15 protein-coding genes are annotated in these 15,043 nt (G+C 37.3%); 6 read left to right on the top strand and 9 right to left on the bottom strand.

Annotation, left to right across the window (positions count from 1 at the left end; genetic code table 11):
- Positions 1-6 precede the first annotated feature (6 nt).
- Positions 7-660: a CoA transferase subunit B gene (locus IO90_RS15255; RefSeq protein WP_034968373.1), complete on the bottom strand. Its 654-nt coding sequence runs from the start codon at positions 658-660 to the stop codon at positions 7-9.
- Between the two features lie 87 nt (positions 661-747).
- On the opposite strand from IO90_RS15255, the gene IO90_RS15250 reads away from it, so the two are divergent.
- The 3 genes from IO90_RS15250 (at position 748) to IO90_RS15240 (ending at position 3,372) form a co-directional block, all read left to right on the top strand.
- Positions 748-2,535, top strand: coding sequence for an ABC transporter ATP-binding protein (locus IO90_RS15250; RefSeq protein ID WP_034968371.1), 1,788 nt, complete (start codon positions 748-750; stop codon positions 2,533-2,535).
- 82 nt (positions 2,536-2,617) lie between these two features.
- A complete protein-coding gene (locus IO90_RS15245) occupies positions 2,618-3,118 on the top strand; it encodes a hypothetical protein (RefSeq protein WP_034968369.1) in 501 nt (166 codons plus the stop codon).
- Positions 3,119-3,165: 47 nt separating this feature from the next.
- Complete coding sequence (locus tag IO90_RS15240; RefSeq protein ID WP_262483379.1) at positions 3,166-3,372, top strand: type II toxin-antitoxin system YoeB family toxin; 207 nt, start codon at positions 3,166-3,168, stop codon at positions 3,370-3,372.
- Positions 3,373-3,419: 47 nt separating this feature from the next.
- On the opposite strand, the gene IO90_RS15235 is transcribed toward IO90_RS15240, so the two are convergent.
- The 7 genes from IO90_RS15235 to IO90_RS15205 all read right to left on the bottom strand — a co-directional run bounded on the left by IO90_RS15235 (position 3,420) and on the right by IO90_RS15205 (position 11,314).
- Positions 3,420-4,121, bottom strand: coding sequence for a CoA transferase subunit A (locus IO90_RS15235; RefSeq protein ID WP_034968365.1), 702 nt, complete (start codon positions 4,119-4,121; stop codon positions 3,420-3,422).
- 320 nt (positions 4,122-4,441) lie between these two features.
- Complete coding sequence (locus tag IO90_RS15230; RefSeq protein WP_034968363.1) at positions 4,442-5,611, bottom strand: hypothetical protein; 1,170 nt, start codon at positions 5,609-5,611, stop codon at positions 4,442-4,444.
- Positions 5,612-5,647: 36 nt separating this feature from the next.
- Entirely contained in the window at positions 5,648-6,028 is a 381-nt protein-coding gene (locus IO90_RS15225) for a hypothetical protein (RefSeq protein ID WP_034968361.1), read from the bottom strand.
- Positions 6,012-6,572, bottom strand: coding sequence for a LemA family protein (locus IO90_RS15220; RefSeq protein WP_034968358.1), 561 nt, complete (start codon positions 6,570-6,572; stop codon positions 6,012-6,014). Before IO90_RS15220 ends, IO90_RS15225 begins: the two co-directional genes overlap by 17 nt.
- A 24-nt stretch (positions 6,573-6,596) precedes the next feature.
- Positions 6,597-7,823, bottom strand: coding sequence for a hypothetical protein (locus IO90_RS15215; RefSeq protein ID WP_034968355.1), 1,227 nt, complete (start codon positions 7,821-7,823; stop codon positions 6,597-6,599).
- 348 nt (positions 7,824-8,171) lie between these two features.
- On the bottom strand, positions 8,172-8,978 hold the full coding sequence (locus IO90_RS15210) for a DUF4249 domain-containing protein (RefSeq protein ID WP_034968352.1): 807 nt from the start codon (positions 8,976-8,978) through the stop codon (positions 8,172-8,174).
- Between the two features lie 2 nt (positions 8,979-8,980).
- Complete coding sequence (locus IO90_RS15205; RefSeq protein WP_034968351.1) at positions 8,981-11,314, bottom strand: TonB-dependent receptor domain-containing protein; 2,334 nt, start codon at positions 11,312-11,314, stop codon at positions 8,981-8,983.
- Between the two features lie 408 nt (positions 11,315-11,722).
- Here IO90_RS15205 and IO90_RS15200 point away from each other — a divergent pair, with 408 nt between their 5' ends.
- The 3 genes from IO90_RS15200 (at position 11,723) to IO90_RS15190 (ending at position 14,075) form a co-directional block, all read left to right on the top strand.
- Positions 11,723-12,007, top strand: coding sequence for a DUF3817 domain-containing protein (locus IO90_RS15200; protein WP_034968349.1), 285 nt, complete (start codon positions 11,723-11,725; stop codon positions 12,005-12,007).
- Positions 12,008-12,291: 284 nt separating this feature from the next.
- Positions 12,292-13,233 carry a helix-turn-helix domain-containing protein gene (locus tag IO90_RS15195; protein WP_034968347.1) on the top strand — a complete coding sequence of 314 codons (942 nt, stop codon included), beginning with the start codon at positions 12,292-12,294 and terminating at the stop codon, positions 13,231-13,233.
- A gap of 83 nt (positions 13,234-13,316) precedes the next feature.
- Complete coding sequence (locus IO90_RS15190; protein WP_034968345.1) at positions 13,317-14,075, top strand: SDR family NAD(P)-dependent oxidoreductase; 759 nt, start codon at positions 13,317-13,319, stop codon at positions 14,073-14,075.
- Positions 14,076-14,142: 67 nt separating this feature from the next.
- Here IO90_RS15190 and IO90_RS15185 read toward each other — a convergent pair whose 3' ends face one another.
- Positions 14,143-15,042, bottom strand: a complete 900-nt coding sequence (locus IO90_RS15185; RefSeq protein WP_034968343.1) for a helix-turn-helix domain-containing protein — start codon at positions 15,040-15,042, stop codon at positions 14,143-14,145.
- Position 15,043: the final 1 nt, after the last annotated feature.

Below are 15,043 nucleotides of genomic sequence, written 5' to 3'. Positions count from 1 at the left end.
TCAATATTAAAACTGCATTTCTGGAATCTCACCTTCGATAATCAACTCAGCTTCTGTTGCTTTGATGATATCGTCAACCGAAATTCCTGGCGCTCTTTCCAGAAGTTTGAAACCTTTGTCGGTCACTTCCAGAACCGCTAATTCAGTGACTACTTTTTTGACGCAATTAACGCCTGTCAAAGGAAGTGTACATTTCTTTAAAATCTTGGATTCTCCAGCTTTGTTCACGTGCATCATTGCGACGATGATATTTTCTGCAGACGCTACCAAATCCATTGCGCCACCCATTCCTTTCACCATTTTGCCTGGGATTTTCCAGTTGGCAATATCGCCGTTTTCGGAAACTTCCATTGCGCCGAGAATTGTCAAATCCACTTTTTGACTTCTAATCATCCCAAAACTGAAAGCCGAATCAAAAAAAGAACCGCCAGGCAGAATCGTTATGGTTTGTTTTCCCGCATTGATAAGGTCTGCATCTTCTTCACCTTCAAATGGAAAAGGTCCCATTCCGAGAACACCATTTTCACTTTGGAATTCTACGGAAAGATTGTCTGGGACGTAGTTTGCTACCAATGTCGGAATGCCGATTCCGAGGTTTACATAGTAGCCGTCTTTCACTTCTTTGGAGATGCGCTGTGCGATTTGTTCTTTGGTCAACATAGTAAAAACTTATTACTGCAATATATATAAAATTAGGTTTACAGAGAAATGCTTCAGATTTATATCAGTAATTTTGCACCAATTATTATGAAGACATTATTACACTATCTCAAACCTCACAAATGGTTGTTGATTACTTCCCTAATTTTAGCAACTATCAATCAGGTTTTTTCTTTGTTTGCGCCCGCTATCACAGGAAATATTCTCGACCAATTGGTCACACATCCCAACTTTTTCGATAAAGAAAAATTAATGCCCAGAAACCTGAATCAATTTCTTTACGGGAATGATCTTTTCCACGGCGCGTTTTATTTCCTTGGATTATTGATTGGAACCGCGATGATAAGTCGTATTGCCAAAGCTTTTCAGGATTATGTCGTGAGTGTGATTACGCAAAAATTTGGGGCGAATATTTTCACGGATGGTCTGCAACATTCGATGGCGTTGCCTTATCAGGAATTTGAAGACCAAAGAAGTGGCGAGACTTTATCGATTTTGACAAAGGTTAGAGAAGATTCGGTGAAGTTTATTACCAATTTCATTAATATTTTCTTTGGAATTTTGGTGAGTATTATTTTCGTTTCCGTTTATGCGATTCGTTTGCATTGGTCGATAATGCCGGTTTATGTGGTTGGAATCTTTCTCATTGCTTTTATCACAAATCTATTAAGCAAAAGAATTAAAAATATTCAAAAAACGATTGTCACTGAAACCACGAGTTTGGCGGGAAGCACGACGGAAAGTTTGAGAAATATCGAAATCGTAAAAAGTCTTGGATTAACAAAACAAGAAGTTAAACGTCTGAATAACAACACCTACAAAATCCTCGGACTTGAACTGAAGAAAGTCAAAAGCATCCGTTCATTAAGTTTCATCCAAGGAACAATGGTCAATTTCCTTCAACAATTGATTACGTTGACGCTTCTATATTTGATTTTCAGAAACATCGTGACGCCTGGACAATATCTGTCATTGATGTTCTACGGATTCTTTATTTTCGGTCCGATGCAGGAGATTGGAAACATCATTATTTCTTATCGTGAAGCCGAAGCGTCGTTGAAAAACTTCGATAACCTGATGAAAAAACCAGTGGAAGAAAAACCTTTGACGCCAAAACAAATTGGTGCGATTGAGGAACTGGAATTCAAGCACGTTTCTTTCAAGCATCAATCTGCACAATACAAAGCTTTGAATAATATTTCGTTTGATGTCAAAAATGGCGAAACGATTGCCTTCGTTGGACCAAGTGGTTCCGGGAAAAGTACGTTGGTGAAACTTCTGGTGGGACTTTATCGCGCTCAGGAAGGGAATATTTTTTATAATGAAATCAATGGGAAGGAATTCGATTTTGATGAATTGAGAAATCAAATCGGTTTTGTGACGCAAGACACGCAACTTTTCGCAGGAACCATCCGAGAAAACCTTCTCTTCGTAAGTCCCGACGCTACAGAAGTTGACATCCAAATGGCTTTGAAAAAATCAAGTTGCACAGGCTTATTGGAACGCGCCGAAAAAGGAATCGAAACCGTAATCGGCGAAGGTGGCTTGAAATTAAGCGGTGGCGAAAAACAGCGAATTGCCATTGCCAGAGCCTTGTTGAGAAAACCACATTTGTTGATTTTTGATGAAGCAACTTCTGCGTTGGATAGCATCACGGAAGAAGAAATCACAACCACTATCAAAGATATTTCTGAACAAAAAGAACAAATCACCGTTCTAATCGCACACCGATTGAGCACCATAATGCACGCCGACAGAATCTACGTTTTGGAGCGCGGACAAGTCATAGAAATGGGTTCGCACGACAATCTGATTGCAGAAAAAGGTTTGTATTATGCGATGTGGAGACAGCAGATCGGGGAGAGGAAAAACTAAAGAATATTTTCTTGTCTTAAAAATAATTTGATTTTAAAAAATGTATATTTAATCTTTACTTATAGTATAAAAAATTATTAAAATGGTTGATTATAATATTTTCCCAGAAGAAATTAAAGAAAAAGTTTTAAAGCAAATTGGTACTAGCGTTAAAAAATTTGAAAATTTACTAGAAAATGTATATAATCAATATCAACTCTATGACAAAAAAATAATTACTCTTGTAAAATATGAAAATGAAATAAAAAAACTTTTAGAATTCTCAACCTTTTTATCAATTAGTTGGCTAGAAATAAGTTCAGATTGTAATCTATATTTGAAGACAAATGAAAACTACGAAAGAGCATTAGCTCTTAAAAATTTAACTATTCATTTAAATGAAGGTTATAAAAAAATATATCATTTCACAGAATCAAAAAGAAATAAGTCACTTTGGATTAAAAATATTATGGAAATATGTGAGGATGATAAATTACAAAAATTTCGAAATCAAACTAATGAACTAACTGAAAAATTGATTTCATATGAAAGTCAATATCAAAATGACAAATTTAAAGATAACAGAGATATTTTCGTTCATTAGCTTTGAAGGATTTGAAAGCCATAAAGAAATCGGGCAGAAAATTGGAGATGGAAAAGGTGCAAACTTTTCTCATCGAATTGGAAGAACATCCACGCACTGGAGCAGGCTCGCCAGAACAACTGAAATATTACCACGGCGAAGTCTGGAGCAGAGAAGTGAATAAAAAAGACCGATTTGTATATGAAATATTTGAAGAAGAAGAAGAAGTTTCTGTAACGCTAATCCAATCTTTAGATCATTACGATGACGAGTAAATCATAAAACAAACCCGCTTCATTTTATAATGAAACGGGTTTGTTTTTTAATCTCTCTTCCTCACAGTCCTCTGCTCTATCCTCTTCTCATAATTCTCGCCTTGGAAAATCCGTTGAACCATAATTCCAGGAATGTGGATTTCGTTCGGGTCCAATTGTCCTGGTTCTACCAACTCTTCCACTTCTGCAATCGTGATTTTTCCTGCGCCTGCCATTGGAAAATTAAAATTACGGGCTGACCCTTTGAAAATCAAGTTTCCTGCGTGGTCGCCTTTCCAGGCTTTTACGATGGAGAATTCTGCTTTGTAGGCGTGTTCCAGAATGTGTGGTTTCCCATCAAAATCTTTGACTTCTTTGCCTTCCGCCACTTCTGTCCCGAAACCTGCTGGCGTGTAAAATGCGGGAATTCCGGCTTGTGCTGACCTGCATTTTTCGGCAAGTGTGCCTTGTGGCGTGAGTTCTACTTCCAATTCGCCGGAGAGCATTTGGCGCTCGAATTCTGCGTTTTCGCCAACGTAGGACGAAATCATTTTTTTGATTTGTTTTTTCTGTAAAAGCAATCCCAATCCGAAGTCGTCTACGCCGGCATTGTTGGAAATGCAGGTCAAATCTGTCACGTTTTTGTTGACCAATTCTGTGATGCAATTTTCAGGAATCCCGCAAAGTCCGAATCCGCCGAGCATTATCGTCATTCCGCTTTCTATATCTTTTACCGCTTCTTGGGCGTTTTTCACTCTTTTATCAATCATAAAATTGAGTTTTTGTCTTTCAGTTTCTTAGTTCATAAATATAAAAAAATCCGCTTGAGTAGAGGAGAGAAAATAGAGAAAAGATGATATTTGTCGAGTAGGCTTCGACTCCGCTCAGCCAGACACTATTATCGAACATTAATTATTTGATAAATCAGAAATTGATTGGATGGCTGAAAGTATAAAAACAAAATTTCCTATTTTGCGAAGCGCGCCCCGACCTGGGTTCCCTCCCGATGCAAAATCGGGAGGGAACCCTTTGATAAGCTCAGGATAAACTCCGGGCGGATAAAGGCGCCCAAATAATTGAGTTAGTCCACCTATTTCCTTTTCGGTTTGACGAGATACAATCCAGCGTTTTTGATAATTGGCTCGACAACATTTGTGCTGTCATTCGTGTAACCGCCGACATTCAAAGAATAAAGCAGAAATGCTACTTTTGATTTTGTCCTGAATTTTTTAGGTAATTCATAAATGGAAAGGTCGTTTTTGACTTTTCCATCTCCATTCAATTTGAGTGCTTTTTCTGTGAAATACAAATTTTCATTTTGGTAGGTCAATCTGAAAAAGCCTGTAAGCATGAACGATGGCGCTACCCAACTCGGCAGATTGAAAAAATTTCCACTGGAATAATACTCGTCTTTTTTGTACGAAAGTAATTTGAACTTATCATCGGTTCGATAGTCCTCTTTTCTCTCTTTCAGGATTTGCGTGTAATAGGTATCAAGATATTTGTCGCTGATGGCTTCCATTCCCAATTGACTGATGGAAAAAATCCCATTTTCTGCATCTTTCAAAACCGTCAAACGTTGTCTGGAAAACTTTGCAGGAAAGCCGATAAAATCAACTTGACCGATGGTATCATTCTCTATTTCGCCGTTTTGTTGATGTGAAAATCTGTAATCTCCTTTTTGTGAAAACATAAGAATCCAGTCGTCTTTTATTTTGAAATACATTGGAAAACATTCCCTTTTCCTTTTCACATTTCTATTGTTGTCGTAGATTACCAGATCTGCATTGCGATAGTTGGTCTCGAAAATGGATTTGAAATCCTTGTCATTCAATTCATTTTCAGAATTCACAATTTTTGAAAACTTATTGTAAATTAATCTCTTGCCGGAATAATCATAAACACCATTCTTTGCAAAAACGTAAGGCACAAAATTGAGGAAATCAAAAACCGAGGTGAATTCTTCCGCCTTTAAATCATTGGAAATCATAACGTTTCCTAGCGCATCATATTTGGTCAAACCTTGTCCATTTCGAAGGTAGAATTCGTTACTTGACGGATTATATAAAATAGGGAAAGTTCCTTTGGCAGGGACAATTTCGTAGTTTTTGGACTGAGGACGTTTGGGCAATTCTTTAAAATCATCATATGTTGACGGTCGGAAAATATCGGCAGTAGTCAAATTGATCGTTGTGCATCTATCAACAAATAATAGCACAAGTACCAAAATCACAATGACAACAATTCCTGATTTTTTCATTTATAATTAATTTAAAATCAATGAAATAAAACTCGATTAGGCTAACTTTTTCTTTTTCAACATATCTCTATCAAATTGCTTCTGAAGACCTCTCGCATTTACAATCACAAAACCCGTGATGCAGAAATACATCGAAATGTAAATCAACAACATCTTCATTCCTTGAACGCCCATAAACATTAACAAAATCTGCGAAACAAAACCCAGAAGCCAACCGACCATCAAAATCACAATCACCGAAAAACCAAAAATCCCGGTCGTTTCCTTTGGTGTGTAAATCCCTAATTTTTTGAAGAGCCAAAGCGGAATCGTGAGAAGCAACAACGCAAATGGATGAAACGCTGAAAACGCCACCAAAACCCCAGGTTCAGATTCGATATGTCGAAGAATTTCTATGAAACTAAAAGGTAACTCCATCGTATTTTTTTTCTTGTTCCGAGATTTGTAAAAGCTGTTTTTTCTTGTACAGCATTATTTTCGCTAGGATGAGATTTGGAAATTCTTCGATGCCGATATTGTACATCGTAACACTTTCGTTGTAAAATTCCCTTCTGTCCGCAATCGCATCTTCAATTTGCGAAACCCGATTTTGAAGCAGTTGGAAACTCTGACTCGTTTTGATGTCCGGATAGTTTTCAGCAACCGCAAAAATTGATTTCAGCTGTGTTTGCATTTGATTGGAAAGCTCCACTTTTTCTTCGGCAGAAGTTGCGTTGAGATATTTCGTTCTCAAATCTGTCAATTTGGTCAGCAATGACTCTTCGAATCTCATCGATTCTTTCACGACTTTTACGAGATTTGGAATTTCGTCTGCTCTTTGTTTCAATAAAACATCGATGTTCACGAAGGATTTGTCCACATTGTTGTTGAGCATCACGAGTCTGTTGTAAATGGAAACGACGACGTTCAGCAATCCTAAAACGACCAATCCGATGATGACGTAAGCTAAAATCTGTATCATAATTTTGTTTTTCTTTGGTTTAATTTATTCTGGTGCTTCTACAGCTTTTGCACCTTCGGCCTCATCATAAATATTTTCAACAGGTTCTGGTTTCTCATAACTATCATAAACATTATCATAAAAATCATCCACCGAATTTACAGGTTTTGAATTTTGAAATGGCAAGTTGAATCTGATTTTCCCAATTTCAATTCCATTATTCCCAAGTTTGACCGGCGTTAAGAAAATCAGCGCCATCAGAATCACCCAAAAATAGATGAAATATCCGGCAGACTGGATAATCGGACGCATCGTGTTGTAGTCTTCAACACTTTCAATCGGTGAAATACCGAAGACATCTTTCAATTCTTCTTTCACGAAAACTGGTTCATTATTTTCCTTTACGCCAGCTTTTCCAATCATCAAAACTTCCATATCTTCCTTAAGCAAATACTGCGTGTAGCGCTTCATCGAGGATTGATATCGCTCATCAATTTCAAAATCAATGAACTCAAGATTATCCGCCACAACTTTGATTTGTCCAGTCGAATCCTGAAGATAGAATGCTTTGCAAATCGTTTCCGATGATTCCAATGAGTAAGAATCTTTCCCGTCTTCGTCCGTAGAAACCTTTTCGATGGTATGAAGAAAACCGATGCATTGTTTGCTTCCAATCCTCGAAACCATTGGCTCGATGGTCTTCACTTTACCCGAAATCTCCGCCAAACCCATTGCCACAGACCTGATATTTGCAGTTGGCAAAGTGCGCTGGTATTTGTAAAATCTCTTTTTATTATTCGGTTTTAATGAGCCTAAAAATGGAACAATGATGAAGACGATGATAATGAAATACGGAACGCCCAAACTGAAAACAAATCCGATGATTAATAATCCTGAAAGCGTCATCACAATCTTTTTCCAAAGTGGAAGCGGTTTTTCGCCCGTTCTCTTTCGGCGTTCATCCTCTTCTTTGGAATTTTGCCAACCACTTCTAATGGCTGAATAAATCATCCCGACAATTCCCAAAACAAAAACCGACAAGAACAAAACAATGGCGATAAGCGCAGGAAGTTTGTTATCGTAAAATGAACTGAGTCCAACTAGTGCAGGATTTAAAACAAAGAAAATCCATTTGGGTCTAAGGTTGATTTCATACAATCCGATGAGAATAAAAGTGTGGAAAATGGCTACGAAACCACTCATCACCATTAGCATCATCAGAAGCCCGTTGTCAATCGCCAAATTATTGTAAAACTCTGTAAATTCACCCATAGATTTGTATCACATTTTAGCTATTTCAAAATTACTGCCATTTTGTTTTCACTAATTTAACAAAACATTTGACGATTTCACGTTTTTGATTTAAAAATAATATCGAGTCAGCAAAGTTTTCACGAAAAACAAAAGTCCTTCCCAATGGAAAAAGACTTTAAAAATTTTTAAATTAAGCTAGAGAGCCTGTTTAAATTTCATCAAAATTATTTCCCCGGCCCTAAAGGGAGTAATTTTGATGACATTTTCAATGCGTTTTTCCGCCCTTTAGGATTGGCGAAAAGAAAAATGCTTTGAAAATTTTATTTTCTTATAATTTTATACAAGCTCTAACGAAAACAATTGCTACTACTCTATGGTTGCCGTTTTTACTCGAACTGTATGTGCCGAAAAATAGCCCAACGCACCATTGCTGATGTTGCTTGGCGGATTGGTCGGCGTAATTCCTCCGCCAGGTCCACCTCCACCGGAAAGCTGAAGCAATGCAGAAAAATAGGTATAAATTTTATCATCAATACAATTCATTTCAACTATGATTTCGTCGCCTGGTTTTACTTTTACGCTTCCGTCTTCGTCGTCATTCGGTAATAATAATGGCCGTTGGTTTGGCAATCCGTTGTTCACGTTATCCGAGAATTCTAAGAAATTAGTTTTAGAACGACCATTGACAGAATAACGGAAAAGGTAACGATTTCCCAAAGCTGGCGGGTCGGTAAAAATCGGTAAAAGTGTGTAACTCAATTCTCCGGCTACGAGAAAAGAATCCTGTTCCAAACCTTCAAATTCTACCGCTTCCGGCATTGTACTTTGTGCGATGTATTCTTTTCCTTCTGCGAGGATTTTCAAAGTGTAAGTTCGCCCAGGTTGTCCCTGGAAATTGAAAGCTTGGTAGAATCCGTTTCCTGCATAATCTAAAATTTCGGTTTGTCCGAGGTCATCACTCAACGTCACTTGCGCATCTGCAATCGCTGGATATTCATTACTTTGAGTGAAGGCAACTGACTTTGTAATTCTCACAAAATAAGGTCCGGCTTGGTCTGTGATATTTCCTTCGATGACGATTTTTCCACTTTGGTCTTCCAAATCCAGATTGATTTCCTTCTCACAAGAAACGATTAGAAATAAGGATAATATGATTAATAATAAATGCTTCATAGTTAAAATTTGAAATTGTAAGTAATGTTCGGAACCCATCGGAACAAGGAGGTCTGCATTGCTCTCGTCGTTCCTGGATTGTCTGGGTTATCTTCAAAATTGATGGTGTACGCATTTTGTCGGCCATAAATATTGTAAACGCCAAACGACCAAGAACCTTTGAAACGCTTGTTGGAAACGGGTTCGTACGTAGCGTTGATGTCCATTCTGTGGTACGCTGGCATTCTGTCGGCGTTTCTATTGCTGAATTGGAAAACCGTTTGTCCGTTCAGTTCATATTTTCCGGTTGGGAACGTGACGGCATTTCCTGTGCTGTAGAGAAACAATCCTGAGAGAGACCATTTCGGATTCAGTTCGTAAGTCGCTACAACAGAGAGGTCGTGGGTTTTGTCCTGTCTGGCGTTGTACCATTCGTCATCATTGATTCCGTTGATTTTTCTTTCCGTTTTTGACAACGTGTAGGAAATCCAACCTGTCAGTTTTCCGCTTTTCTTCTTGGCAATCAATTCCAAGCCATAAGCTCTTCCTTTTCCGAACAACAACTCGCTTTCAACATCTGAAGCGGTGTCAAAAGTGATTTGAGCGCCGTTTTTATAATCGATTTGATTTTGCATTGATTTGTAATAAATCTCCGCGTTCAATTCATAATTATTGTTGTTGAAGTTTCGGCTGTAACCTGCGCTAATTTGGTCAGAAATCTCAGGTTTTACCGTGTAACTGCTTCCAATCCATTGGTCGGTTGGATTTCCGCTTCCGCTGTTGCTTAATAAATGGAGATTTTGCGTGTTTCGAGAAAATCCACCTTTCACACTGCTGACTTCATTAATTCTATAATTCGCTGTGATTCTTGGCTCCAAATTCACATAAGTTTTTCCGAATTTTCCTTTTTCCAGAAATTCGGAATCGATGATGGTTCCGTTTTCATAGGTGTTAAAAGTGTCGCCACCCAAAACGCTGAACATCGAAAGTCGCAATCCATAATTGATGGTCAACTTATCGGTCGCTTTGAAATCATCATTAATATAAAAAGCATTTTCCCAGGAATATCTCGGGTTTCTCGGAAAACTACTCACGCTGGTTCCGCTTGCACTACTCGGAGAAATCGTATGGTAAATAGACTGCAAACCAAATCGAACTGAATGTTTGTTCCCTGCAAACCAAGTGAAATCATGTTTCAAATTCCAGTCTTCAATCTGAGAATCGAGTCCGAAAGTATTGTCGTTACTACTGAGAGCGACATTGTAATTGTAGTTGCTGTAAATGAATGATGTATTCGAAAACAACTTGCTGTTGATGATGCTGTTCCAACGCAAAGTCGCCGTCGTATTTCCCCAATCTGTGGAAAAAGTATCGCCTAAACCTAGAACATCTCGCCCAAAATATCCCGATAAATATAATCGGTTATTATCATTAATTTGATAATTCGCTTTTAAATTCAAATCGTAGAAATAAAGTTTGCTGTCTTTAAAATCATCGGTCGCCTTCAAAAAAACATCGGCGTAAGTTCGTCTTCCGGAAACGATGAATGAAGATTTTTCTTTTTGAATCGGACCTTCAACACTCAATCGACTGCTAATCAAACCGATTCCTCCTGTGACATTGTAGTCTTTGTTGTTTCCGTCTTTCATTTTCACATCCAAAACCGATGACAATCTGCCACCATATTGCGCCGGACTGTTTCCTTTGATAATACTCGCATCTTTCAACGCATCACTATTAAAAGTACTGAAGAATCCGAGCAAATGTGAGGCGTTGTAAACCGGAGCTTCATCAAGCAAAATCAAATTCTGGTCGGTTGCGCCACCTCGCACGCTGAAACCACTGCTTCCTTCGCCATTGCTTTTGACTCCTGGCAAAAGTTGAATCGTTTTCATCACATCTTTTTCCCCGAAAAGAACCGGCAGTTTTTCAATTTGTTTGATGCTCAAGGTTTCCGTTCCCATCTGCGCGGTGGAAAGATTTTTGTCTTTTTTCACGGCAGAAATGACGACTTCATCGATGTTAGAAGTCTTTTCCTCTTCTTCTTGACTTAATGAGATATTGAGTTTCAAGTTCTCTTCCACATTAATAATCTGCTGAAAATCTTTAAAACCAGGATTCGAAATCATCAACGTGTAAGAACCTTTCGGAAGGGAAAGAGAGTAAAAACCATACTCGTTGGCAGTGATGGAAATCGTGGGGTCTTCGGCAACTTTTACAGCCACACCGATTAGTAATTCGCCATTTCTTTGATCTTTAATCGTACCGCTCACCGAGAAATTCTGCTGTGCAAAAAGGACGGAGCTAAAACAAATTGCGCCAATGGAAGTCGCAATTTTAAAGGATGATATCTGCATTCGGGTGTATTACGCAGTAAAGATATAATTTTCAATCCTCAAAATCCACATCTGCAAAGGGATTAATGGAAATTTAAACCAAGAAATAGCTTTATAATTAAGAGTTTGCATAAAAAATAAAACCCACATAGAAACATACAAAAAGAGTAAAATTTGCAGTAAAAAGATAAAATAGAACTTAGCTTTCGACTTAGTGACTTTAAATATTTCTATGTGGTTAAAACTCTATAATGTTAATTTAAATAGTCTCTACGTATTTTCTTATCACAAAATTAAAATTTTCGTCAAAATTGAATGCTTCAAAAGTAGTTTTCAGACACTAACTAAAACTGCTCTGTTGCCTATTCCATTGAAATAAATTATTATTGTAATCAGAATCTGAAACCAAGAAATTCTTAAATAATTAAAATGATCAATCTATATCGAAAAACAGCTGTGATAGAAGGTATTTCCTACTTGATTTTGCTCTTCATTGCAATGCCATTAAAATATTTTTTTAATATTCCAGACGCTGTAAAATATTTTGGATGGATCCACGGGATTTTGTTTTTGGTCTTTTTTGTTTTTCTGGTCTTGGCATCAATAAAATACCGTTGGGGATTGATCCGAATCGGGATTTATCTAATAGCTTCAGTTCTTCCATTCGTTCCTTTTTATCTTGACAAAAAGTTGGCGCAGGAATATCCAGAATAAAAAAGGCGGAAGAAATATTATTGAAATATCTTTCTGATTTTACTACAACATTAAAGCACAAATTTCCAAAGGTCCTGGCGGTAAACCAACGAAAACAACTGTCCAATCATGATGAATTAAAATTAAGATAGACATTCACATCTTGTGCTTGCACAATTCTTCTCAATAAGATTACTTCTTCTAATAGTTTGTCGGCAGAAGATGTTTGAATCAATCTAATCTCGTTTCTGTATTTGATTTGTAAATCTTATCCTCAAATCTCGTATATTTGATTTTACAACACGATGAACTCAATTACAATCAAAGAATTTTATAAGGATATTTTGGGCGAAAGCTGTCCGGATATCAATCAATTTCTGAACGATAATATCAATAAAGATGTTGGCCACTTCAATGTTTTTGATATTTCGGAGATTTCCAAAACTTGCTCATCGAAAACAGGAATACCTTACAACCGAAGAACTTATTACAAAATAAGTTTGATTAAAGGCAAAAACAAAGTGGAGTATGCAGATAAAACGGTTGATATTGAAGATTGCGCCGTGTTGTTTGCTTCTCCAAAAATTCCGTACAATTACACGCACCTCGATACAGAACAGTCTGGACATTTTTGTGTATTCACCAAAGATTTTTCACCTAGTTCCAAAACAGGATTTGAAATAGATAACCTTCCTGTCTTCTCTCCACATAGCGAATTTGTTTTTCAAATTTCGACAGAACAATTTCAAAAATTTGAAGCGGTTTTTCTAAAAATGCACGAAGAAATTCAATCTGATTATGTTTATAAATATGATTTGTTGCGGACTTATTTAATGGAATTGATTCATTTCGGACAGAAATTGACACCCATTCGTGCTGTTGAAAATACCAAAACGGCGTCTACCAGAACTACATCTTTGTTCATCGAATTATTAGAAAGACAATTTCCAATTGAAAATACCAGCCATCTTTTACAACTGAAAACTCCGGCAGATTTTGCTGGTATTTTGGGTGTTCACGTCAATCATTTGAACAGAGTTTTAAAAGACACCACAGGAAAAACGACGGGTGAAATTATCGGAAGCCGGGTTTTTCAAGAGGCTAAATTATTGCTCATCCAAACACAATGGAATATTTCGGAAATTGCCTTCACATTAGGTTTTGAGGAAGTTGCTCACTTTTCAAATTTCTTTAAGAAACACAGCAAGCAATCCCCACAACATTTCAGGGAATTATCGATTGTTTGATTTTTACAAAATTTCATTTGATTTATGCAAATACAAAAAGTCGGTAATTTCTCAACTTTGTATCATTAATTAAAACAAAAAAAATGGCAAGTAAAATAGCATTAGTAACGGGCGCAAGTCGCGGATTGGGCAAAGACTCAGTTTTAGCATTGGCAAAGAAAGGATTTGATATCATTTTAACTTATCAAACCAAAAAAGAGTTCGCGGACGAAGTGGTGAAAGAAATTGAAACGATTGGACAAAAAGCTTTCGCATTGTCTTTGGATATTTCATCAACTGCAGGTTTCGACCAATTTGTAACGGAAGTTAAGCAAGTATTGGACACTCAATTTGCATCTGCAAAATTGGATGCATTGGTGAACAACGCAGGAATCGGAATCAATGAGAGTTTCGAAACTACGACTGAGGAAACCTTGGATGCGATGACAAACATTCATTTCAAAGGACCGTTTTTCCTGACTCAAAAATTATTACCATTATTGAATGATGGAAGCAGTATTGTGAACACGTCTTCAGGATTAGCAAGATTTTCATTTGCAGGATATTCTGCTTACGGCGCGATGAAAGCAGCGGTTGATTCATTATCAAGATACCAAGCTGTGGAATTGGGAGCCAGAAAAATCAGAGTTAATTCTATCGCTCCAGGTGCAATTGAAACAGATTTTGGTGGTGGTGCTGTTCGTGACAGTGCAGATTACAACCAGTTGGTTTCTTCGCAAACGGCTTTAGGTAGAGTTGGTTTGCCGGATGATATCGGAAGCGTTGTTGCATTTCTTTGTTCAGATGATTCGAAATGGATTAATGCGCAGAGAATAGAGGTTTCTGGTGGATTTAGAATTTAATTGAATCTGATATAAAGTATTAGAAATCCCATTCTACTAATTTGTTGAATGGGATTTTTTGATTTTCTTAATTAAATTTAGCCCTGAATTCCAATGGACTTTGCTTGGTCTTTGTCTTAAACAATTTGCTGAAACTTTGCGAATGTTCAAATCCCAAAGCATAAGCGATTTCTGAAACAGAGAGTTCGGTAGTGGACAATTTTTCTTTGGCTTTTGAAATCAGCTTTTCGTGGATGTGCTGTTGGGTAGACATTCCTGTTAATTGTTTCAATAAACTGCCTAAATATTTGGCGGAAATATTCAATGAATCTGCGACGAATTGTACGGTCGGTAAACCCTCCGATGCTAAATCTTCGTTGTTGAAATACTTTTCCAAAACATCTTCCAGCTTACCTAAAATCTGATTATTTGTGATTTTCCGTGTGATGAATTGACGCTCATAAAAACGTTGTGCATAAGTAAAAAGTAATTCCAATTGAGCAATAATTACATCTTGGCTGAATTTATCAATATTAGCATTGTACTCGTTGCGAATGTTTTCAATAATGCCGTTCATCATCGTTTCTTCTTTGTCGGAAAGAAACAAAGCCTCGTTGGTGGCATAACCAAAGTATTCATACTGTTTTATCTTTTTTGCTAAAGCTGTGTTCCACAAAAAGTCAGGGTGAATAAACATCATCCAACCTGTCATATCGGGCGGAACCCCACTCTCTTCGCCACGCAAAATTTGTCCGGGCGACATAAACGCCATCAAACCTTCATCAAAATCATATTTCTGCTGACCGTACAATAGATTGTCGCAACCACGCTTCAACGAGACGGCATAAAAATCAAAAACAACTGCGTTCACATTAGTTTCATTGCTGAATTTCGAAACATCTACAATACTGATTAATGGATGATTAGGCTTTTCAATTCCGGCTATTCGGTGAATGTCTGTGATGGATTTAACTCGATATGGTTGCATT

The organism is Chryseobacterium sp. FH1 (assembly GCF_000735135.1).
In the GTDB taxonomy this organism is placed as follows: Bacteria; Bacteroidota; Bacteroidia; order Flavobacteriales; family Weeksellaceae; genus Epilithonimonas.
The sequence above is the reverse complement of the archived record's forward strand: the minus strand, read 5'-3'. Positions and strand labels throughout refer to the sequence as shown.